The 22,652-nt window shown below is 59.7% G+C and carries 18 protein-coding genes; 5 read left to right on the top strand and 13 right to left on the bottom strand.

Going from position 1 to position 22,652, the window contains the following annotated elements; all coding sequences use genetic code 11:
* The first annotated feature begins 116 nt into the window (after window positions 1-116).
* Window positions 117-680 (top strand): TetR/AcrR family transcriptional regulator, encoded by a 564-nt coding sequence (locus tag ACZ5D1_RS13675; protein ID WP_464555168.1) that lies wholly within the window; start codon window positions 117-119, stop codon window positions 678-680.
* A 90-nt stretch (window positions 681-770) separates the two neighbouring features.
* On the opposite strand, the gene ACZ5D1_RS13670 is transcribed toward ACZ5D1_RS13675, so the two are convergent.
* From ACZ5D1_RS13670 to ACZ5D1_RS13645, 6 genes are all read right to left on the bottom strand, one after another.
* Window positions 771-1,940: an iron-containing alcohol dehydrogenase gene (locus ACZ5D1_RS13670; protein ID WP_027182369.1), complete on the bottom strand. Its 1,170-nt coding sequence runs from the start codon at window positions 1,938-1,940 to the stop codon at window positions 771-773.
* Window positions 1,940-3,493: a DUF4139 domain-containing protein gene (locus tag ACZ5D1_RS13665; protein WP_464555167.1), complete on the bottom strand. Its 1,554-nt coding sequence runs from the start codon at window positions 3,491-3,493 to the stop codon at window positions 1,940-1,942. Before ACZ5D1_RS13665 ends, ACZ5D1_RS13670 begins: the two co-directional genes overlap by 1 nt.
* Before the next feature lie 142 nt (window positions 3,494-3,635).
* Window positions 3,636-6,059, bottom strand: a complete 2,424-nt coding sequence (locus ACZ5D1_RS13660; RefSeq protein WP_011368876.1) for a penicillin-binding protein 1A — start codon at window positions 6,057-6,059, stop codon at window positions 3,636-3,638.
* Between the two features lie 7 nt (window positions 6,060-6,066).
* Complete coding sequence (locus ACZ5D1_RS13655; protein ID WP_011368875.1) at window positions 6,067-6,642, bottom strand: hypothetical protein; 576 nt, start codon at window positions 6,640-6,642, stop codon at window positions 6,067-6,069.
* Entirely contained in the window at window positions 6,642-8,237 is a 1,596-nt protein-coding gene (locus tag ACZ5D1_RS13650) for an ArnT family glycosyltransferase (RefSeq protein ID WP_273192485.1), read from the bottom strand. The genes ACZ5D1_RS13655 and ACZ5D1_RS13650 overlap by 1 nt, the downstream gene beginning before the upstream one ends.
* A 171-nt stretch (window positions 8,238-8,408) precedes the next feature.
* The gene (locus ACZ5D1_RS13645; RefSeq protein WP_011368873.1) at window positions 8,409-9,791 is read right to left on the bottom strand and encodes an aldehyde dehydrogenase family protein; all 1,383 of its coding nucleotides are present in this window, start codon (window positions 9,789-9,791) and stop codon (window positions 8,409-8,411) included.
* A gap of 303 nt (window positions 9,792-10,094) precedes the next feature.
* Between ACZ5D1_RS13645 and ACZ5D1_RS13640 the strand changes: the two genes are divergently transcribed.
* Both ACZ5D1_RS13640 and ACZ5D1_RS13635 read left to right on the top strand, forming a co-directional pair.
* Window positions 10,095-11,486, top strand: coding sequence for an NAD(P)/FAD-dependent oxidoreductase (locus tag ACZ5D1_RS13640; protein WP_011368872.1), 1,392 nt, complete (start codon window positions 10,095-10,097; stop codon window positions 11,484-11,486).
* Between the two features lie 174 nt (window positions 11,487-11,660).
* Window positions 11,661-11,888 (top strand): hypothetical protein, encoded by a 228-nt coding sequence (locus ACZ5D1_RS13635; RefSeq protein ID WP_011368871.1) that lies wholly within the window; start codon window positions 11,661-11,663, stop codon window positions 11,886-11,888.
* 109 nt (window positions 11,889-11,997) lie between these two features.
* Here ACZ5D1_RS13635 and ACZ5D1_RS13630 read toward each other — a convergent pair whose 3' ends face one another.
* The 7 genes from ACZ5D1_RS13630 to ACZ5D1_RS13600 all read right to left on the bottom strand — a co-directional run bounded on the left by ACZ5D1_RS13630 (window position 11,998) and on the right by ACZ5D1_RS13600 (window position 20,558).
* Window positions 11,998-12,912, bottom strand: a complete 915-nt coding sequence (locus ACZ5D1_RS13630) for a hypothetical protein (RefSeq protein ID WP_273192495.1) — start codon at window positions 12,910-12,912, stop codon at window positions 11,998-12,000.
* 134 nt (window positions 12,913-13,046) lie between these two features.
* Window positions 13,047-13,748, bottom strand: a complete 702-nt coding sequence (locus tag ACZ5D1_RS13625; protein ID WP_464555165.1) for a molybdenum cofactor guanylyltransferase — start codon at window positions 13,746-13,748, stop codon at window positions 13,047-13,049.
* Window positions 13,749-13,752: 4 nt separating this feature from the next.
* On the bottom strand, window positions 13,753-14,070 hold the full coding sequence (locus ACZ5D1_RS13620; RefSeq protein WP_273192501.1) for a carboxymuconolactone decarboxylase family protein: 318 nt from the start codon (window positions 14,068-14,070) through the stop codon (window positions 13,753-13,755).
* Between the two features lie 11 nt (window positions 14,071-14,081).
* The gene (locus ACZ5D1_RS13615; protein ID WP_464555164.1) at window positions 14,082-15,653 is read right to left on the bottom strand and encodes a DUF3369 domain-containing protein; all 1,572 of its coding nucleotides are present in this window, start codon (window positions 15,651-15,653) and stop codon (window positions 14,082-14,084) included.
* 84 nt (window positions 15,654-15,737) lie between these two features.
* A complete protein-coding gene (locus ACZ5D1_RS13610; protein ID WP_464555162.1) occupies window positions 15,738-18,626 on the bottom strand; it encodes an ABC transporter substrate binding protein in 2,889 nt (962 codons plus the stop codon).
* 95 nt (window positions 18,627-18,721) lie between these two features.
* Window positions 18,722-19,162: an RrF2 family transcriptional regulator gene (locus ACZ5D1_RS13605; RefSeq protein WP_011368865.1), complete on the bottom strand. Its 441-nt coding sequence runs from the start codon at window positions 19,160-19,162 to the stop codon at window positions 18,722-18,724.
* Window positions 19,163-19,343: 181 nt separating this feature from the next.
* Window positions 19,344-20,558, bottom strand: a complete 1,215-nt coding sequence (locus ACZ5D1_RS13600) for an L-serine ammonia-lyase (RefSeq protein ID WP_464555161.1) — start codon at window positions 20,556-20,558, stop codon at window positions 19,344-19,346.
* Between the two features lie 273 nt (window positions 20,559-20,831).
* On the opposite strand from ACZ5D1_RS13600, the gene ACZ5D1_RS13595 reads away from it, so the two are divergent.
* Complete coding sequence (locus tag ACZ5D1_RS13595; protein WP_273192516.1) at window positions 20,832-21,560, top strand: TIGR00266 family protein; 729 nt, start codon at window positions 20,832-20,834, stop codon at window positions 21,558-21,560.
* Between the two features lie 27 nt (window positions 21,561-21,587).
* Window positions 21,588-22,550, top strand: coding sequence for a PhzF family isomerase (locus ACZ5D1_RS13590; protein ID WP_464555160.1), 963 nt, complete (start codon window positions 21,588-21,590; stop codon window positions 22,548-22,550).
* Window positions 22,551-22,652 lie beyond the last annotated feature (102 nt).

Raw genomic sequence — 22,652 nt, 5'->3', positions numbered from 1 at the left:
GCTTTTTTCAGGGTACAGCAGGCGGGGGCCGCAAGGCTGCCCGCCTGTATACTTGACGTGCGCGGCGTATAGTAGTTTAGTGCTGGCCTTCAAATGATACAGAAAAGCGGGGCATCATGGCATCATCGAAACACCTGATACTGGAAAACGCCCGGCGGTTGTTTTCCGAAAACGGCTTCAAGGGCACAACCATCGCCCAGATAGCCAAGACGTCCAATGTGACGGACGCCGCGATATACAGACACTACCGGTCCAAGCAGCAGATTTTCGACAGCATCATCAACGATTTTTTTGATGAGTTCAGCGGGCTGATGGACAGCATCCACGAGCGCCAGAAAAGCGGCTACTGCCTTATCGAGACTCTGATTCTCGATCTGGATGCCTTTCTGGACGAGCGCGTGGTCGAGCTGAAGGTCATCATGAACACATATACCATCATGCCCAGCGCGCGGCAGATAATGGAACGCATGTACGCCCTGCTGGGGCTTACTCTTGAACGCTGCCTTGAAAAAGGCATGCGCGACGGGACAGTGCGCGATGATCTGGATATTACGCCCACGGCGTCGCTTATTGCCGTCATGCTGATGGGCATGAGCCGTCGCCAGCTGTACTGGCCGGAAACGCCCGATCTGGCGCAGGAGGCGGTGACTTTCTGCCAGCGGAGTATCCGCAGCCTTTAAAGGGTATCTGCACGGCGGCCGTGCCGCTGTACGGAAAAAAGGGCTTTCCGCTTTTGCGGAAAGCCCTTTTTTATATATGCGGCAGCGGAGTCAGAGCACCCGCGTGTATATGCTGGTCACATCTTCTGCCGAAAGAGGCACTATTCTGCCCAGCGCGCGGTAGCTCAGGGCATTCTGTACCATACGGGGAATGTCGGATGCGGGAATGCTCCAGCGGGACAGACGGTCGGGAGCCCCCCAGCGCGAGAATGCCTGACGGGTTGCGGCCACTCCTTCTTCCGCTGTGGAAACACCCCATATGGTGCGGGCAAAACGCGTGAAAATGTCCGGCACGCTGTGGCAGACCTGCTCCATCCACGAGGGGAAAATCACCGCCAGTCCTTCACCGTGGGGAACCTGCGGGTGCAGTCCGCTCAGGGCGTGTTCCAGAGCGTGCGAAGTCCAGTCGCCGCCGGAAAGCCCCGAGCCTGAAAGGCCGTTAAGCCCCCAGCTGGCCGCCCATGCCAGATTGGCCCGCGCGGTATAGTCCGAGCCGTCGCGCTGCAGTTCATCCAGTGACATGATGATGGCGCGCAGGATTCCCTCGCATAGCTGCAGAGTTGTCTCTTCCTGAAAATAACCGGTGGCTGCGCGGGCCGTTCTGCCGCGGAAGTAGTTTTCCATCACATGGGTCATGGCGTCGATGCCGCCCGCGGCGGTCAGATGCCACGGAACGGAGGACTGGAGCTGCGGGTCGATGATGGATACTCTGGGGCACAGGCACAGGCCGCTCAGCGACCATTTTCTGGCCAGCGGTTCGTTGGTGATGACGGCTTTTTCGTTCATTTCCGAACCGGTGCCCGAAAGAGTGAGCACCGTGAATACAGGCAGAGCCTGTGTGACGGGACGCCGTGTTTCCACCTGTGCCCAGTAATCTTCCAGAAAAACACCGGCGGCAATGGCTTTGGCGCAGTCTATGACACTGCCGCCGCCGATGGCCAGCACGCTGTCCGCCGCAAACGCGTGTGCGGCGGCTATGCCTTTTTCCACAAGATCAAGGGAAGGATTGGGCGTGACACCGCTGAAAAGCGTATGCATCACACCGGCCCCGTCCAGTGAAGCCGTGACCTGTGCGTATGCTCCGGTACGCATGGCGGCGCTGCCGCCGGTGACCAGCAGCGTGCGGCGCACATTGTGTGCCGCCAGTTCCGCACCGGTTTGCGATACGGTATTTCTGCCGAAGACGATGCGCGTGGGCGCGTGGTATATGAAGTTGTCCATTACTGTTTTCTTCCGGCGTCCACAGGGGTGTCTTCGGGGGCGGTGACCGTTACGGCGTGGCTTATGACCCGTTCGGAGCCGGCTGGTACTGCAAGCTTCCAGACATACTGCTGTGTTTTTTCATCCAGTTCCGCCTCGGGCGAAGAACGTAGTTTCAGTTCCATGCCGGCAAGCCGCAGCTGCGGGGCGGCGTCCTGAACTTCCAGATTGACGGGGTGCTGGCGGGCGTTTGTCAGGGTGATTTCCCATGCCCATTCAAACACCTGCTTTTTGCCTATGAATCCCTGTGTTCCTTCCTGCCGTTTCTGCAGATTCATCTGCGCGGTGACCAGCGGGTCGCTGCCGAAGTGAAAGGTTTCTTCCGTACCGGCAAATTCCAGACGTTGCCTGCCCGCTGTGGCTCCGTCCACCAGCATGGTGGCCTGGCCTGCGGGCAGCAGGCGGGTTTCGGGCATGGTGACCCGCGCTGTAAGAAACGCGCGGGGAGAACGGGCGGGGCGCACGGTATAGACGTATGCTGCCTGCCATGTCTCGTTAAGTACGGGTACCTGTCTGCTGCCGCCCGCGGCAAGCGAAACGGTGCCCAGATTCCACACCGCATAGGTTGATGCCAGAGACCTTTCTGCGGCCTCGGGCGCAGCGGCCAGCATGTTTTCAGGTGCGGCATCTGCTGCCATCATGACGGCTTTTCTTAACTGGACGGTCTGCTGCTGCACGGGGCCGATGTTCCAGCGGGGCAGGGGCGGCGGCGCAAGACCTGCACGGGGAGGCAGCGTGGCCACGGCCAGACGGACGTTGTTCCAGTCTGTGCCCAGTCCCTGCCGCAGTGCGGCCGCGTAGCTGAATTCAACCACATTTTTGCCGGGCACGGCGTGCAGGGTGTACAGCGGCTGCCAGCCGCAGCCGGTTGCGGTGTAGGCGTACTGCGCTGTCACCTGACCGGAGGCGGGGGTGTGCAGCTGCGCCGTGACGGCCCACACTTTTTCCGAGCCGCCTGTGGCATTGTTCAGCCGTGCTTCCAGTTCGTGCACGGCGGCCTGTTGTTTTTCAAGCAGCCTGTCTGTTTCTTCCGCCTCGGGCAGCAGGGCGGAAAGGTGTTCCGTCATGGCTTTATCCAGCCGTTCAAGTTCTGCCGTGCCGCCCTCGGCCGGACGCGGCTGCGACCACATGGCAATGCGGGCTTCTATTGCCGTTTTGCGTCCCTGTGTGCGTGCCAGTGCCGCGCGGGCCTGCAGCAGCTGTTCTTTGACGGCTGCCGCGGCGGGACCGGCCTGTCCGTCGGTCAGCACCCATTCCATGGCGGTGACGGTATTGCCGGATATGTTGAGAGTAAGGCTTTCCGGGTCTGCCTGATGCGGCAGAAAAAGAGTGAGCGAGTTTTCCGCAGGCAGGGTCTGCAGGACTTCGATGCGGGCGCTTTGCGGAAACAGCGTCACTTTGAAAGGCTCTGCGGGGTGCGGCAGAGTCTGTCCGGCCATGAGCATGTCTGCGCCTGTCAGCGACAGTACAAGCGTGACCAGCAGGGCTGCTGCGGATAAGCGGTAGCGTATCATGATGATTCTCCGGTGTGTTCGGGTCGTGCCGGTGGTTCCGGCGTCATGACCGGTGTACCACAGCCTGACCGGCTGAGCCAGAACTGCCGCCATGAAAAACGCCCCGCGGGAAATTCCGCGGGGCGTTGCCGGTGCCGGCAGATCAGAACATCTGCTTCATAAGGTCTTCGCCGCTGCGGGCGTCGTCGGCGCCGTGGCGGGGGGCGGAACCTTCCACCACGGTGGGCTGGGTTCCTTCCTTGAAAGGCATGAAGTAACTTGTTTCAGAGCCGGGCCCCGCAAGATTTCCTGTTTTACCGTCAATGCGCACCTGCACGATGCCGGGAGGCATGGGAAAATCCTGTACGGGGTAGTCTTCTTCCACACCCTGACGGTAGCCGACCACAATGGGCGATGCCGCCCGCGAGCCGGTTTCCCATTTGCCCATGGGGGTCAGGTCGTCAAAGCCCACATAGGACACCGAGACAAGGTACGGAGAGATAAGAACAAACCATGCGTCACGCTCGTCGTTGGATGTGCCGGTCTTGCCGCCCAGAGGACGTTTGAGCACCCGTGCGCGGAAGCCGGTGCCGTCGCGCACGACCTCTTTCATCAGCGACGCCATGATATAGGCGTTCTGCGGTGTCAGCGCTTCTGTCTGCTGCGGCTCAAAGGTGGCTATGGGTTCGTCCCATGCCGATTTGATGCCGGTGATCATGCGGTGTTGTGCGCGCAGACCTTCATGGGCGAACGCCGTGTATGCTTCTGTAAGGTTCAGAGGCGAAACGGCCACAGACCCGAGACTTACCGAAAGGTCGAAGGGGAAGGGCCCTTCAAGTCCCAGTGCTTTGGCCCGTTCGACAATGGCCGGTATGCCGATGTCCTGTGCAATGCGGATGGTACACAGGTTACGCGATTTGACCAGCGCGGTGCGCAGCAGCGTGGGGCCGTAGAATTCTCCCGAAAAGTTTTCGGGGCGCCATGTTTTGGCCGTGGCGTCGTCGGTATAGACAAACGGGGCGTCCAGTACCGTGGATGCCGGTGTGTAGCCGTTGTCCAGCGCGGTGGAATAGACAATGGGCTTGAAAGCGGAACCGGGCTGGCGTTTGGCCTGCACGGCGCGGTTGTACTGGCTGTCGGCAAAGGAATAGCCGCCGACCAGTGCCACCACATCACCCGTCTGCGGTTCTATGGAAACCAGTGCCCCCTGCACTTCGGGGTACTGCGCGATGGCCAGTGAAAAGTCCGTATCAGGCGTGACGGAGGCGGCATCAAAGCTTTTGCCCGCATCGGGCAGCATAAGCTGCGCCCATACCACATCGCCCGCTTTGACCACCGTACGGGCATCTTTCACGGCGGGCACATAGTCCGTCACCACGGTGGGGTCGGGCGTACGGCACCAGTGCATGGTTTCCACGTCCATCCGGCCCTTGTAGCTGCCAAAGCGCACATCGGCCCCTGCGGCCGTCACGCGGGTGACCAGCACTTTTATCCAGCCTTCGTGCTGCATTGCCGCCGCATCCACGGGGTTGTCACGCAGAAAAGCTTCGCGTGCTTCCTTGCTTTCCAGATGCTCCACAGGGCCGCGCCAGCCGCGCCGTTTTGTAGAGGCCACCAGTCCGTCGCGCAGTGACTGTTCGGCGTACTTCTGGTGCTTGGGGTCCATGGCGGTGTAAACATGCAGGCCGGATTCATATACGGCGTCCTCGCCGTAGCGTTCCAGCTTGATGCCCAGTTTTTCCATGTTGTCTTCGCTCAGATAGTCGATGAGCCTGCGGCGCACTTCTTCCAGATACCATGCGCCGGTGCCCCACGAAGGATCGGCCATGGAGGTGAACACAAGCTTTTCATTGATGGCCGCGTCGTACTGCGAGGGTGTTATCCACCCGAGCTGAAGCATGCGGTGCAGCACATACAACTGACGGGTGTATGCGTCCTGCGGGTTGTTGAGCGGGTTGTATTTGGAAGGAGCCTGCGGCAGACCGGCCAGCAGCGCAGATTCGGCTATGGACAGTTCGCCCACATGTTTGCCGAAGTAGCTGCGCGCGGCGGCTTCCACGCCATATGCCCCCGCGCCGAGATATATCTGGTTCAGGTATATGGTCAGAATTTCATCTTTGCTCAGATAGCGTTCCAGCCGGTAGGCCAGAATGGCTTCTTTTATCTTGCGCTCGTAGCTGCGTTCGGAAGTAAGCAACAGGCGTTTGATGACCTGCTGTGTGATGGTGGAACCGCCCTGCCGGATGGTGCCTGCCTGCATGTTTTTCATGAAGGCGCGCAGAATGGCGCGGAAGTCTATGCCTTCATGCCGGTAAAAGGAGTCGTCCTCTGCGGCGAGAAAGGCCAGAGGCAGATGCTGCGGCATTTCATCAAGGCGCGCCAGAAAGCGTTTTTCGCGGTAGAAATACCCCAGAATGCTGTTATCGCGCGCGTACACCGTGGTGACCAGCGGCGGGCGGTAATCGGTGATACGGGTAAAGCCGGGCAGGTCTTTGGTGGCCCATATATAGATGCCGCCCAGCCCGAGCATGCCCAGCAGGGCAAGACCTGTGACGCTGACAAGAAAGTATGTGAGAAAACGTTTCATGATATTTTTATCGGGTATGGTCGCAAAGCGGATAGCGGTTGCCGTCTTCGTCATGCTCCGGATCAAGCCCCCACGCAAGTCGCAGGCGGCCGAACATCAGGCGCAGTTCGTTTTCTGTAACGCCCAGTTCCTGCATGGCGTCTCTGACGGAGCGTGACTCCAGATAGACGAGACACTCGTCCGGAGTGAACATGGTCAGCATGCCGTTGGGCATAAACCAGAAAGGGAACAGGCGGCAATACCACGGACGTGTCTCGCGGGGAAGAGTGCAGCCGGCAGCGGAAAGGAAAAGGCAGCGGCCTTCATTGTCCGAGGCAAGGCGCAGATGCTCCCCGTGAGGGGGAAAAATGGCCTCCAGCCGTTTTTCATCGGCGGGAAAAAGGCGTTTCATACACTGCAGGAACGGTTTTGTATTGGGCTGGCTGGCAAACCCGCCCTTGTCATTGCAATGCTCCACAATGCGTTGCCATTCGCTGCGCGAAAGCGGAAAGCACAGCTCTTCATTGCCGGGCTGCATCCGGCAGCAGGTGCCGGAATGTGCGGCACAGCGGGCGCATATATGTGCATCACGGCTTCTGGCCATCAGTAACGCTCCTGTTGTTCGCGCGGCCATGTGCCTTTGAAGCCGCGCAGCACCACAATGGTGAATTCGCGCCCGGGGGCGCCTTTGTGCGTGGTGCGGTAGCGCAGCACCCTGTATGACTCAAACATGCTTTTCAGCTGTGGTTTTATGCCGTTGTCTTTCTGCACATAAATGGCGTCCCACCCTTTTTTGTCTTCAGGAGTGGGCCACAGGTCGTACTGACTCATGCGCCTGCCGAAGTCTGCACAATACGTGAACGGCTGTCCGGGTGCGTAAAAGGCAAGGGCCGCCGTGATGTCATATGATTTGGAAAAATAGAACACTTTGTCCGGGCGGGGCAGACTGTTCTGCAGTTCCTCCAGTTTGCCGCTCAGGTCGCTCCAGCCTTTCAGCCGTACCGCCGGGTTGTACGCAGGCGGCAGAGGCAGCCAGTTCTGCCCGTACAGCAGCACAAAAACAAGTACACCCATGGCAACCCAGATGCGCCGCATGCGCAGCCGCGAAAGATGCCTGCCTGTTTCGCGCACAGCCTGTCCGCTGCGCTCAAGCGCGGAAGCACACAGCATGATGCCGGCCACATAGCTCATGGCCGACCAGTTGGGATAGATGCGGGTGTGAAAGCTCCAGATTATGAAGAAAAGCCACAGCGGCCAGAACGCGGCGGACAGCAGCAGTGACTGACGGACTTCGTTCATGTCATTGCGCAGTCCGCTGTACATGTCGCGTCCGGCGCGCGGCGTACGCCACACACGCAGGGCGCGCCATGCGCCCACCAGCATGAACACAAACCACCACGGACTGATGATGCCGACCTGCGAGGCGATATATTCTGGAAAGCGGTCAAAGCGGATGAGCGGTTCGGGGCTGGCCGAAGCCACACCGGCCAGACCGGCCACATGGCGGAATCCCACAAAGTCGTTCTGGAAATTCCATATGAGGATGGGCAGCATACCCACGGCCGTACCGGCACAGACGGCAGCCAGCAGCCGCGGCACCATGCCTTCTGGCAGCAGCCGCTGGCGTCTGAGTCCCAGCGCGTACAGCAGGGCCACGGCGGGCATGGCCAGCATCATATATTTGGCCAGCACACCGGCGGCCATGGAAAGGGCCAGCAGCACATAAGGCCATGGCGAGCGTGATGATACGGACATCCAGTACAGGCACATGAGCGCACCCGTCCAGCAGACCAGCAGCGGGCTGTCAGTGGTCATCAGAATGCCGGAGGCGATGAACAGCGGGGTGGTATTGGCCACAACCAGTGTCCACAGACCCAGTGCCGGACGGCGCATGAGCCGTGCGGTTCCGGCGTACAGCAGTATCTGTGCAAGGCACGAATTGAGCACGGCGGCAAAGCGCACGCCCAGTTCCGTATCGCCGAAAACACCGGTCCAGATGCTGATGAGCCACGCGATGAGCGGCCCTTTGGAATAGTAGGAAAGCTGGAGTCTGCGGGTCCAGTCCCAGTACTGGGCCTCGTCCTGCACGAGGTCAAGCTGGCCGGAGGCGATGAACCAGAAGCGTACCAGCGTTGTGAAAGATATGATGGCGGCAGCGCACAGCCACGGGCGGCGCTCCCATACGGGGCTTTTCTGCAAGAGTTTCACCTTTGGGGAGTCGTTTGGCGCGGAGTCTAGCGGCTAGCCCTGTTCCTGTCCAGTAAGCGGGGCAGAGCCTGTCTGTCCGGTACTGCACAGAGACGACGCGGCGGATAAAATCCTTGCGGAACAACGACGCCGCCTGCCGGTCTGCGGCAGGCGGCGCGGCTGTTATCTGATGATGTACCGCAGGATTTTCTGCTTCCAGCCGGCATCGGGGCTGAACCGGAACGGCAGGTCGATGAAGTTTGTGCCGCGTGTGACACTGCGCAGTCTGGAAAAGGCAAAAAATCCCGCCTCGCCGCGGTGGCTGCCCATGCCGCCGCCTGCCGCATCGCCGAAGGGCAGGGCGGGGTACACGGTCTGCACCAGCACGTCGTTGACCGCCGCTGTGCCCGATGTTGTGGCATCCAGCACTTTGCGTGCGGTAAACACATCGGTGCTGAACACATACAGAGCCAGCGGTGCGGGACGGCTGTTCACCAGTTCAACGGCCTGTTCCGCAGACTGCACCTCAAAAAGCGGCAGCACCGGACTGCGGGTGACGGAACGCATGACCGGTGCGTCCGGCTGTACGTTTTCCAGTACGGTAAAGTTGATGAACCTGCCTGCGGGGTCGGTGTCGCCGCCTATGACCGGCGTGCCGTCAGTCAGAAACGCCGCAGCTTCTTCATAGGCTGCGTTGTCTGTCATGCGGCCGAATGCGGAACTTGCGGAGGGTATGGCGCCGTGCTGCGCTTCCAGTTCTTTGCGCAGGGCTGCCAGCAGGCGTTCGCGGACTGCGCCGTGCACCACCAGATAGTCCGGCGCGGCGGCGGTCTGACCGGCGGCAAGAGTTTTGGCCCATACTATGCGCCGCGCTGCCAGCCGGATATCGGCATCTTCAAGCACTATGGCCGGATTACGGTGTTCGGCTGTTTCAATGACGGCGGGCACAAGGTGTTCCGCAGCGGCGCGGGCAAACCGGACGGCGGTTTCGCGCGGTGCGGAGCACAGGCAGGCATCGAAACGCTGTCCGAGAATGGCCTCTGTGGTTTCATTGTCCGCAGTGGTCACGGTTATCTGTTCCGGCTTGAAAAACTGCTGCACAAGGCGCTCCACAATGCCGTTGACAGCCGGAGTGCGGGGAGAAAGTGCCAGCAGCAGCGGGGTGCCCGCGGCAAGGGCAGATACCACCGGCATAAGGGCGCGCTGTACGGGCATATCCGCGGCGGTTACGGCCACGGCAATGCCTGCGGGGCGGGGCACGCTGCGCGACCAGCCCCACATATGCAGCCGCGAACGACGCACCAGCCGTCCCTTTGCCAGCGCGGGCAGACGTTTGATCATGTGGTCGATGTCGTTGATGACGGGGGCTATTTCAGCCGCAAGCACCATGTGCTCGGAAAGTCCGGCATCCTGTGCCGCAGCTACAATAAAGCGACGGGTGTAATCATGCACGGCGCCGCGCAGGGTGCGCAGCGATGCAATGCGTCCGTCCACGTCAAGGGTGGCTCCGGACTGGAAAAAAGCTCTCTGGGCTTCCGTCACTTCGTATATGCGTTCAGGTGTCATGGTCAGGCTCCTTGGTGTGCGTGTGAAAGTGATACCCGTGCAAGATAACACGCATACTTGGAGCTGGCTAGACCGCACTGCGCTTTTTTTGCACAGGAGCATAATGCAACATGCTGTAACAGAATGAAAAAACATCTGCAGCAAGACGCAGGCAGGGGGCTTGCGCCACCGCCGGCAAGGCCCGGCTGCGGCTATTGACAAATCCGCGGACCCGTGTGCAAGGTACACTAAGCCATTGTGCGCGCAGGGCAGAACATACAGGCGTGTGCGATGGTAATATGTCGTATTTACGGGAGATTATGCATGTCCAAGGCTGCAGACAATTTTGACGTGATCATTGTCGGCGGGGGGCCCGCCGGTCTTTTTGCCGCGTATTATCTGGCGGAACATTCCGGTCTGTCCGTGTGTCTTATCGAGCGCGGCAACGCGGCGCGCAAGCGCAACTGTCCCATCAACAAGACGCAGAAGTGCATCAAGTGCAAACCGTGCCATATTCTTTCCGGCATGGGGGGCGGCGGACTTTTTTCCGACGGCAAGCTGAACTTTATCCACAAACTGGGCAAGACCGATCTGACCCAGTTTCTGCCGCGCAGCAAGGCAGAGGAGCTTATTGACGAGACCGAACTGATTTTCAACCGCTTCGGCATGGACGGCCCTGTGTATCCTTCCAATCTGGAAGCTGCGCGTCTGCTGCGCAAGCAGTCGAAAAAACATGGTATCGACCTCTTGCTTATCAAGCAGAAGCACCTTGGCAGCGATTGTCTGCCTGAGCATATCGCCCGTATGTGCGACTATCTGACCGAAAGCGGCGTGACCATACGCACCGGCGAAGAAGTGAAAAACGTGGTGGCCGAAAACGGGCAGATACAGGGGCTGGTGACGGATAAAGGGCAGTACACCTGCCGCGCCGTCATTCTGGCACCGGGCCGCGTCGGGGCCGACTGGGTGGGCGAAGTCTGCCGTTCGTTCGGACTGCAGGTAAGCCAGCGCGGCATCGAAGTGGGCGTGCGGGTGGAAGTGCATAATGACATCATGAGCGATACCACCGATATCATTTACGACCCCACGTTCTTTGTGCAGACAAAGACCTACGATGACCAGACGCGCACATTCTGCACCAATCCGGCAGGCTTCATCGCGCTGGAAAACTATCAGGACTTTGTCTGTGTTAACGGACACGCCTACCGCAACAAAAAGTCGGAAAATACCAACTTTGCTTTTCTTTCCAAAGTGGTGCTTACCGATCCTGTTTCCGACAATACCGGTTACGGCACCGCCATTGGCAAGCTGGCCACCATTATCGGCGGCGGCAAGCCCATCCTGCAGCGGTTCGGCGATCTCAAGCGGAGCCGCCGGTCCACATGGAACCGTATCAGCAAGGGCTACATTGAGCCGACGCTGACCAATGTGGTGCCGGGCGATATCGCCATGGCACTGCCCGAGCGCATAGTGACAAACCTTGTGGAAGGTCTGGAGCAGCTCAACCATGTGCTGCCCGGCATATCCAACGAAGAAACACTGCTGTATGCTCCGGAAATCAAGTTTTTCGCCACGCAGGTAGAGACGGACAACTGTCTGGAAACCGGCATCCGCGGTCTTTTTGTGGCCGGCGACGGGCCGGGTGTGGCGGGCAATATCGTATCTGCCGCAGCCACGGGACTTATTCCCGCAAAGGCGCTTATCGACCGTCTGTAAGGACCGGCAGAAAACGTGTGCCGCCGGGCGGCGTTTCAAATGTGCGGCGGGGGCTTCCCCGCCGTTTTTTGTTGCGCGGCGTCCGGTCTTGCCTCTGTGTGCGGCCGTCTTATCTGTGTACTGCGGGCACATGTGTGCGCCGCATATTCACAACCGCAACGCGGGAGGTGTGACATGTCCTTCACCGCAGTGGCAAAGGTAGGGCGCAGCCGGTACGATACCGATCCGGCGGTGCAGATGTGGCTGGCAGGGGTGAAACGGCACATGGAGGAGCTGGCTCAGGATGTGGGGCTGGCACCTGAACTCAATGTGCGTCTTTCCGTCGATGACAGAGAAGTGCTGCTGGGTGTCAGCGAGCAGATGGATATGTATCTGCGCGAAGAACCGGGCAGCTGGCGATGAAGCCGCCGCATAGGACACAATGAAAGCCGCGCCGACTGAGGCCGCGGCTTTTTTTTGTGCCGGTGTCGTCAGCCGCGGCTGCCCGTGGCTGACTGTGCAGTGCGGGGTGCTATGGTTCCTGACAGTTTTTGCACGGCGGCTTGTATTCTGTGTCGGCCCCGCGGTTGAAATTGACCGTGGAAAATGTGCCGTGCGAAAATACGCTGGTGGCATAGGCCACCGCAAGGGCAAATAGCGCTGCACCCACGCCTATGCCCGCGGCATAGAACGGCGGTGCTGAAAGGGCCACGCGCATGAACAGCGTGGCAATGACAAAGCCGGAATTACGGAACACCGCGTGAAAGTTGGGCATGAACCGCTGCGTGATAAGCACCAGCAGAATGTCGGCAAATATCAGCACGGTGTAGAAGGTGATGAAAAAATCGTGGTGCGTGCCGTAGATGAGAAAATCCAGCGCGTCATACAGCCCTATGCTTACAAAGGCCACAAACAGCACCAGTGCGAGAATTTTTTTGCTGAGCACATAACGCATACGTTCCGTGGGATCTTTGAGATAGCCCTGAAAACGCTGTACTCTGTAATAAACACCCAGAATAACGAAGATGCTGAGTGCTGCCGTACCCGATGCGGCAACATGCAGCAGTGCCTCGGTGTCCTGCAGGACGGATATGGGTTCGTGCATCTGCGAAAGCGATTTGAAAGCATTGCGCAGCAATATAAGTGTCAGTATTTCAAGCTGCTTGCCAAGGGATTTGGTGACAGAGGTGGACAGGACGAAAATAAGGCTCATGACCTCGAGCACCAGCAGCATGGTGAACGCCAGATTGACCGCATGAAAGTGGTTTGTGGGGGTCAGCGCAGCCATCCGGGGCGGCAGCAGGCCGTGCCTGTTCATTTCTATGGTGGCGATGCTGAGCAGAAAAATAATGATGAGCGTATGCGCCACATACCGTTCCGTACGCGGGTGCTCCCAGAAGTGGTGCAGGATATCAAACAGATTGGCAGCGGGTTCAAGACGACTCATGACGTACTCCGTGGCAATGGAAACATATTATAATAGTACGCGAAAAATCATTCAGGGCAAGGGGAATATGCTGCGGGGCCGGTCTCCGGCGGTTTGCGGGCAGCAAAGCGGCCCGGGCGCGGCGGAAAAAGACTTCAGGAGCGTTGCCAGCGCTGCGGGCGTGCTGCCAGAGAAGGAACGGGGCGGGGGCTGCCGTGCTGCAGGGCTTGCAGATCGTCGGGCGTGTTTATGTTGACGAATGTGTTCAGACCGGCATCGTACCGGCGCAGGCTTTCCATCGGGGGGGCCACGGGTGGGGTGCCGTTTTTTTCCAGCAGTTCGAACAGCCTGAATACATGCGGTATGCCCTGCTGTGCCAGCGTTTCCATAAAAGGCACACAGCTGCGCCGGTAAACGGCCACAAGCGGCATCCAGAATCCGTCGGCCTGTCTGGGCACCACTGCGGGGGCGTCGGGCCATTGCGCCGCAAGGCAAAGCAGATGTCGCAGCAGGGCCTGCACGGGGTGGGGGGCATCGCAGGGCAGCACCAGCACGGTATCGGCCGCGGCATGAAAAAGCGCGCTGTGCAGCCCCGCCAGCGGGCCGCCGACAGGCAGCATGTCGGATACGCAGCGCACCTGCGGAGGAATGTCGGCCGTGCGGGCGCAGTCGCCGCCGGCAAACAGCAGTTCTCCGGTAAGAGAATACAGCAGCTCAAGCTGGCGGTCGCGTATGGTGCGGCCATGCACACGCAGCAGCCACTTGGAGGCACCGCCAAGGTGTGCGGCAAGCCGTGTGCCCTTGCCGCCGCCTATGACGGCGGCGGCAAACGATGAGGGCAGTCTGTCTTTCTGCACGGGGTCATGCCTCGTCGATGATATCAAAAGCCCAGCTGAGCGCTGCCGCCACCGTGGGGTAGCCGATGGTGGGAACAAGCAGAATAAGCGCGTGGCTTATCTGCTCCGGCGTGCAGCCTGCCTTGAGTGCCCGCCGTACATGGCTGTGTACCGCTCCTTCCGAACGTTGGGCCGCGGCCGCTGCCAGCTGCACCAGATGCGCCTGTGCCCCGTCCAGCGGGCCCGCCTGTGCCGTTGCTGCTCCCAGCTGCTGCAGGGCGTCCATGACGTCTGCATACTGCTGCCGCATTCTTTGAAAATGTCGTGGAGTCCGGTCGCTCATGGGGTACCCTCCTAGTGTGCGTCCTGATATTTGTCGCGTATGCGGTCTATTTCTTCCATATTGGCAAACAGCGCATCCACCAGCGCAGGGTCGAATATCCGCCCTTTTTCGGCCTGTATGTAATCAAGCACTTTTTCCTGCGGCCATGCTTCCTTGTATACACGTTTGCTGGACAGCGCGTCAAAGATGTCGGCCAGGCAGGTGATGCGTCCCGCAATGTGTATGCCGTCACCTTTGAGCCCCTGAGGATATCCCGTACCGTCCCAGCGCTCGTGGTGTTCGTGCGCTATGATGGCCGCCGCCTGCATGATGGGGCGTTCCGAAGTATTCAGAATATGGTAGCCGATGGTGGTGTGGGTTTTCATCACCTCGCGTTCCTCATCGGTAAGCCTGCCGGGTTTGAGCAGTATGGCGTCGGGAATGCCTATCTTGCCCACATCATGCATGGGCGAAGCATGCAGATACAGTTCCGCGGTTTCTTCTCCCAGTCCGGCGGCACGGGCCAGCAGTCTGGTGAACTCCGCAACGCGGCGCACATGGTGTGCCGTTTCCTTGGAGCGGCTTTCCACCACATCGCCCAGCCGCAGAATGACTTCCTTCTGCGTGTTGATGATTTCTTTATTCAGATAGACGTTGTCGAATGCCACTGCCACGTTGTTGGTAAACACCTGCAGCAGATTTTCATCCGGCGGGGTGACACCGCTCAGCCCTTCCAGATAGATAAGATGCTCTCTGCCGTTGCGTGCCGGAAAATAGCCCACATAGTCGCGTCCGTTGAATATGCTGCGTTTTTCCTCCACGGCCTGCTGCACTGCGGCACGCACGTCCGATGAAAGCTGCGGGCAGCCCTCGTCCGTCTGCAGGGCGTCGTATTTGCCCGTGGCCGCAATAAACTGCAGCGATTCATGATTTTCGCTTGTGGCGGTGAACCCCAATGTCTGCACATACACTGAGCCGGAGAACAGTCCGTACAATGAAGAAAGCTGTGTGAGCACCCCCTGCGCAAGCTGGCGGATGGAGCGGATGCGGAAAAGATCGGCCGATGCGTCGATGATATGGCGCAGTCCCTGTCTGTTCTGTTCAATGACCCGCAGGTCACGGTACGAACGCAGCGCAGTATATACGGTGGTAAAGAGCCGCTGCGAGGTAAGCTCCGCCTTGTGCTTGTAGTCGTTTATGTCATAGCTGATGATCACCTTGCGTTCCGGCGCCTGTCCGGGCTGTCCCGTGCGCAGGATGATGCGCACCAGTCTGTTGTCCAGTTCTTCGCGTATGGCTCTTGCCACATGCAGACCGGCATGGTTGCTTTCCATCACCACATCCAGCAGCACCACGGCTATGTCTTTTTCCGTGCGCAGAATTTCCATGGCCTGCGCGCCCGTGTAGGCACTGATGCAGCGCAGGGGAATGCCGTCGAATGTGAAATCCTCCAGCACCAGCCGGGTGGTGGTGTGCACGTCCTCCTCATCGTCTACGATAAGCAGGGTCCAGTGTGCGTCCGCCGCCGCGGATTCCTGTACAGGTTCTTCTTCGGCGAATATCAGTTCGTCGTCAGCAGGCGTTGCGATATGGGCTGGTGACATGGGAACTCCTTTGTAGCCGGCCGGTGCCGGAATGTATGGCATCATGCTTTGCCGCCGCGCATCTGTTCCGGTGGTCCGCACGGGTTATGTCTGTACTGCAGAGGGGGAATCCTGCATGGGCACGGTTATGGTGAATGTGGTGCCGTCGCCCGGAGTGCTGCGGCACTGCACGGTACCTTTGAGTCTGCGTGTTACAAGGTTGTATACGATGTGCATGCCCAGTCCGGTGCCGCCGTTGCCTCTGCGTGTGGAAAAAAACGGTTCGAACACGCGTGAAAGAATTTCCGGCGTCATGCCTTTGCCGTTGTCGGCAAGGGTGAGTGTCAGGTCATTTCCCTGACGGACGGCGTGTATGCTCAGCACGCCGTTTTCCATGCCGTCAAAGGCATGCAGCAGGGCGTTTGTCAGAATATTGGTGACTATCTGCATGAACACGCCGGGATAGCTGGTGATAACAAGGTCCTTGTCGCCGGACAGTTCGACGCGGTGCGAAGTGCGTTTGTAGCGCGGACGCAGACTGACAAGCACTTCTTCAAGATAGTCCAGCACGTTGAAGCGGCGGGTATCTTCATCGGACTGATCAACGGCAACCTGCTTGAAGCTGCGTACCAGATCCGCCGCGCGGGAAAGATTCATGCGGGTGGCGGTCAGGGACTCGTTGCCCACGCGCAGAAAGTTTTCAATATCCGAACGTTTCATGCCGCCGGATCTGTACAGCTCTTCAAGCTGCTGCATTTTTTCCTGCAGATAGGATGTGCTGGTCACTCCGATGCCGATGGGAGTGTTGATTTCGTGCGCCACACCGGCCACCAGCCCGCCCAGCGCTGCCATTTTTTCTGTTTCCACAAGCTGGTGCTGAGCCTGACGCAGATGCTCCAGCGATGTCTGCAGTTCGGCGGTGCGTGCAGCAACCCGCTCTTCAAGTTCTTCATTCAGGCGTTCCAGCTCGGTGCGCGCGGTCACCCGTGCCGTGATATCGGTCATGAATCCTTCGATAACGCAGATGCTGTCGCCGGACGACCGGCAGGGTGACGTGCCGCTGCCGGATATCATCATGCCGCCTTCCCATACCCAGCGCGTTTCACCGTCGGAACGGATTATGCGGTATTCGACAGCGTAGCGGTGCGGCGATGCGTCTATGGCGCCGGTAATGCGGGGCAGGTCTTCGGGGTGGGCCAGCCCCCGCAGATTTCTGCCGTGCTGCACAAAATCATCGGGGGCAAACCCTGTCAGCGGCAGACAGCCTTCGCTGGCAAAAAGAAACGTGCCGTCGCCGCCGGTCTGCCTGCGGAAAGCCATGCCCGGCAGGTTTGAAAGCAATACCGAATAGCTGCGTTCACGTTCTGCCAGAGCGTCCTGTGCTTTTTTGCGTTCGGTGGCATCCTGCCCGGCGGAAAGCAATCCGGTCACGTTGCCGGAAGCATCGCGCAGCGGCCTGTTGAGCCATGAAATCCAGACCCGTTCGCCGTTTTTGCGTATGTTTTCATTTTCATGGCAGGCATAGGTTTCCGGATTTTCCAGAATACGCCGCAGCAGTTCGGAATACGGGGTGCCGTCCGCGTTTTGCGGCAGAATTGTTGCCGCAACGCTTTTTCCTGTCAGCTCATGTTCCTCGTATCCGAAAAAGGACAGTCCGTACTCGTTGATGAATTCTATCTGCCCGTTGCGGTCGATATGCATGATGACCGAACGCGCGTTGTCCACCAGTTCGCGATAGCGGGTTTTGGCTTCGCGCAGGCTCTGCTCCACGGCTCTTTGTCTGACAAGGTGGTGCGATTCAAGAGCCAGTGCCAGCACCAGCAAAGCCACCAGCACACCGGCGGGCAGCAGCACCTGCCGGTACCGTGTGAAGAAAGAGGGAGGCCTGTTCAGCACGGTGCTTTCTGCGGGAATGCTGTCAGAGGAAATACCGTACCGGGCCAGCAGCTCGTGGTTGAATACAAACCGGTTGATATTTTCGGTGATGACGGGGATGCGCGATGGCGGGGTGCCCTGTGCTATGCGCAGCGCCATGCGGGCGGCTTCACGTCCCTGCATGACTCCGTCCGTCAGTTTTCCGCCCACAATGCCTTTGTCGGCATAAAAGCCGAAAACGGCAAAAACCGGCCTGTCTGTCGCCGCAAGGATATGGCGCAGACTCTGCCTGTACGATTGCACATTGCCCGCTGTGTCCTGCAGGGCCGAAAGCAGCACAATGGCTTCGGTACCCTGCAGCGCGGCAAGCTGTCTGCCCAGATCCGCAAAGGTATAGGCGTCCCACAGTTCCATGCGCCCGTGTTCCGGTATACCGGCAGTCTGCAGCGCCAGTTCGTGCGTCATGGCACGGCCGGTTTCCGAACGGTCGCTGATGACAACAATCCGCGATGTCTGCGGCAGCATGACTGCCGCAGCCTGTATGGTCTCGCGTATGCTGACTTTTTCGGCGATGCCCGTGACGTCGTCATGCCCGCGCAGTGCGTCGGGGGTATAGTTGTTGTACCCGCAGAAGACCACACGGCTGCCGGGGGCGATGGCTTCGTGTTCGTCCAGCAGGGTGTTCAGGGCGATGTTGTCGGCGGTAATGATGACGTCGGGCGGGTCCTGCGCGTATTTGTCGCGCAGCAGGGCCAGTATGTCGGCGCGGTATGCTGCATCGGGATGCCGCTTGGTGTCCATGAATTCGACTGAAAGCCGCATGGTGCCGTTGGAAGCGTCTATGGCCGGCCCCAGAACTTCCTGAACGCCGCTGTTGATATCCTGCACCCACAGCATGTTGGGGTGATAGGAATGTACCAGCAGAAAGTGCGTGCGCCCTGTGCCGGGAGGGGGCTGCGCCGACGCGTTCCGGGGCGGTGCCCAGCACAGGAAGAAAACTGCAGCCGCAAGCAGGAACAGGGCCGGCAGAACCGCACGCGGGTGCATGGCGTTATCCGGCGCGCAGGGGGGGCACTGTACGGTGCGCGTTGTCTGCGGAGCAGATAACGGTAAAGGCATGACCATATGTCCTGACCTGTTGATTTGAAGTGAACGGCAGGGCCTATGGTAGCATAACGGAATATGCTTACAAGGATATTATAGAAACGGCGATGTCAGCCGCGGCGGTCGGCCGGTGATGATGCGATGATGGAAGCATCCTGCATGAGGTCCGAAAGTGTGATTGCTTCCAGTTCCTGTTCCATGGCTCTGGATATCCTGATCCACACCTGCCGTGTTCTGCACTGGTGCGCGCGTTCACAGGCTGTTTCGTCCCGGCTGCACTCGGTCATGTGGATACCTCCTTCCATCACGCGCACAATGTGCCCCAGTGTCAGTTCCTGAGGGTCTGCGGCCAGCAGGTGTCCGCCGGCGGCACCCCGCACGCTGGTTACCAGCCCTTCTTTTTTCAGGGGTTTCAGTATCTGCTCGATAAACTGGACGGTCACACCGGTGCTTTGCGAAAGCATGGACGCCCTGCGGGGGGTATTGTCGTCGTGCAGGGCAAGGTCAAGCAGCAGGCGTGTGGCGTATCTGGTGCGGGCAGAAAGCTTCATTATGCTTGCAATCCTGTATAATGTTCAGGCGGCAGTGCTGGCGGGGTGTCTGTTTTTCTTTAGTACGCAGCTTTTGCAACGTCAAGAAATCGTTATTTTTTACGGGCTGTTGTCGTTATAATATGCCGATTTTTATCTTTTTTTAATATCAATGGCATTTTGAATACCCGTGGGGGGCATTTCACTGCTTCTGCGGCCGTGCGGCATAGACTTTTGCCAGCCCGCCGCGGGCTGTTTCGCGATACAGGCTGGGCAGGTCGTGACCTGTCTGGGCCATGACGGCCACCACTTCGTCAAAGGGAATGCGGTGCATGCCGTCGGACAGGATGGCCATCTGCGCACGGGAAAGGGCACGGGTGGCCGCGCAGGCGTTACGTTCTATACAGGGAATCTGCACCAGCCCGTCCACAGGGTCGCATGTCAGCCCCAGATGGTGCTCCAGACCCATTTCGGCAGCGTATTCTATCTGCCGCACCGTACCGCCCATCATCTGGGTGGCGGCGGCCGCCGCCATGGCGCAGGCAGAGCCCACCTCGCCCTGACAGCCAACCTCCGCGCCCGAAATGGACGCATTGTGCTTGATTATGTTGCCGAAAAGTCCTGCCGTGGCCAGAGCCCGCAGAATATCCTGCTCGGTGGCTTTCAGCGTTTCGCGCAGGTAATAGAGCACGGCGGGCACGATGCCGCATGAACCGCATGTGGGGGCTGTGACTATGATGCCGCCTGCCGCGTTTTCTTCAGCCACGGCCAGCGCATAGGCCGTCACCTTGCCGGTCTGGTGCATGCTTTTGTGCGCCAGCTTTGTGCGCGACATATAGTTCCATGCCTGCCTGCGCAGCCCTATGGAACCGGGCAGAACTCCCTGCGCAGTCAGACCGCGTTCCAGCGCCTGCTGCATGGCCTGCCATATGGTTTTCAAAAAGGGCCATACGGTTTCGCCTTCATAACGGGCCACATATTCCCAGTAGGTTATGCCCTTATCTTCGCACAGGGCCATTACCGAAGCCAGATCAGGGTGCGGGTAGACGCCCTGCTGCTGTCTGCGGGGTTCGTCTTCGCCCATGATGGCGCCGCCGCCCACGCTGTACACTTTCCAGCTGCCGGTTACGTTGCCGTTGCTGTCATGCGCTTCAAACAGCATGCCGTTGGGATGCCGGGGCATGCGTTCTTCGGGTTTCCAGACTATTTCACAGCGCTCTTCGCCCAGTGCGGCTGTAACGGCCCGGTCGGTCAGGTGGCCTTTGCCTGTGGATGCCAGACTTTCATACAGGGTCACGCGGAACCGTGCGGCTTCGGGGTGCTGCTCCGCAAAAAGACGTGCGGCGTTCTGCGGTCCCATGGTGTGGCTGGAAGAAGGGCCGGAGCCGATGCGGTAAAGCTCTGTTATGCTGTCCATATGCCCTCGCGGCTGTAGGCGGTGCGCAGGCAATGCGGCGGACGTGAAAAGCACAGAAAACAAAGGCGTCACATGCTTGCCTGTCAGTGGTACTGTTCAGGTAGCGTTACTCACGGCAATCGTCAATGGCCTGTCGCCGCGGCGGGGTGGCCGGTGGTATTTGTGCTGGTGCAGACGGCGCCGGCAGGTGTATAGCAGCGGGAGCATGCGCAAATGGGGCGCGGCATCCAGTAAAGGCAGCATACGCCGGAAAACGAGATACGGGAGTGCGTGATGAAAAGCCATGAAGTGGAATACAGGATAACGGGGGGCGACCTGCAGGTGGTGGAAGTGGAACTGGACCCCGGTGAGACAGTCATAGCCGAAGCCGGAGCCATGTGCTGGATGGACGGGGACATTGAGTTTGCCGCCCGCATGGGCGACGGTTCCGCGGCGGACGGCGGTTTTTTCGGCAAGCTGCTGGGAGCGGGCAAGCGGCTGGTCACGGGTGAGTCGCTGTTTATGACGCACTTTACCAATCAGGGCCAGGCAAAGGCCGCCGTGGCTTTTGCCGGTCAGGTGCCGGGGCATGTGGTACCTGTTGATCTGGCGGAAATCGGCGGCGAGCTTATCTGCCAGCGCGATGCTTTTTTGTGCGCGGCGCGCGGCACCCGCATCGATGTCGCTTTCAGCAAGCGTCTGGGAGCGGGATTTTTCGGTGGTGAAGGATTTGTACTGCAGCGGCTGCGCGGTGACGGTCTGGCCTTTGTGCATGCGGGCGGCGCCGTGGTGCGCAAGGAACTGCACGGTGGTACGCTGCGGGTGGACACAGGCTGCCTCGTGGCTTTCACACCGGGGGTCAGCTACGATATCGGACTTTCCGGCGGGCTGAAGTCCATGATGTTCGGCGGCGAAGGGGCGTTTCTGGCGGCATTGTCCGGACACGGTACGGTGTTTTTGCAGAGCATGCCCTTCAACCGTCTTGCCGACCGTATCACGGCACTGATTCCTGAAAAGAAATAACGCGCGCGATATTGCCGCGCATGGTGCATGGGGGATCATGCCATGGAAGAATTCCGGCTGACCGTACTGCTTGTGGATGCATTCACCCGCACGCCCGGCAGGGGAAACCGCGCGGGTGTGGTGCTGGATGCCGCGGGGTTGTCCGCCGCTGCCATGCAGGCAGTGGCAGCGCTGGTCAATGTGTCGGAGACGGCTTTTATTCTGCCGGCACCTGCACAGGCCGGGTATGCCGTGCATGTGCGCTATTTCACCCCGCGGGCCGAGGTGCCGGTGTGCGGGCATGCCACCGTGGGGGCGCATTATGCGCGGGCACGGGCGCTGGGAATTTCGGACACAACGGTGTCCGCCCTGACCGGCGCGGGGGTTCTGCCCGTGGATATCCGCGGATCCGGCAGCGGTATGAAGATTGTCATGACGCAGGGCAGGGTGGTGTTTTCTCCGCCGTGCATACCTGCTGTCAGGCAGGCGGTTCTTAACGCTCTTGGGCTTGATGAAGACGACCTGCTGTCCGGTTTGCCGGTACAGGAGGTTTCCACGGGACATTCCAAAATAATGGTGCCGCTGCGCAGAACGGCATTGCTGGACGCCCTGAAGCCGGACATGACCGCTCTGACGGAATGCAGCCGTGTCACGGGGTGTAACGGCTTTTTTGTTTTCGGGTTCAACGGCGGGGATGACGAAGCGCTTATAAACGGGCGCATGTTCGCTCCTGCCATCGGCATTGACGAGGACCCCGTGACGGGGAATGCCAACGGTCCCTGTGGTGCGTATCTGTCGCATTACGGCAGACTGCCCGCACAGGCGTCGGTTACCTTTTGCGGCAGGCAGGGTGTGGCCATGGGCAAGGAAGGCATGGTGGAGGTGACTGTCCACCGTGATGAAGACGGTCCGTGCCGTGTGCAGGTAGGCGGGCACGCGGCGGAAGCCGGCCGGATGGAGGTTGCGCTGCACGTTGAGGACGACGGCCGCATTACGGCCCGCAGCGTCTGACGGCAGTGCGGCGCAGCCGCGCAGGGCTTTTGCCATGCGGGGCTGAGCCAACTGTACATGTTACCCCCCTGCGCTTTGCTATGCGGCGGCGCAGGGGGGCTT

The sequence above is a fragment of the Oleidesulfovibrio vietnamensis genome (assembly GCF_055388115.1).
Note: the sequence above shows the minus strand (reverse complement) of the source record. Positions and strands in the feature narration are given on the sequence as shown.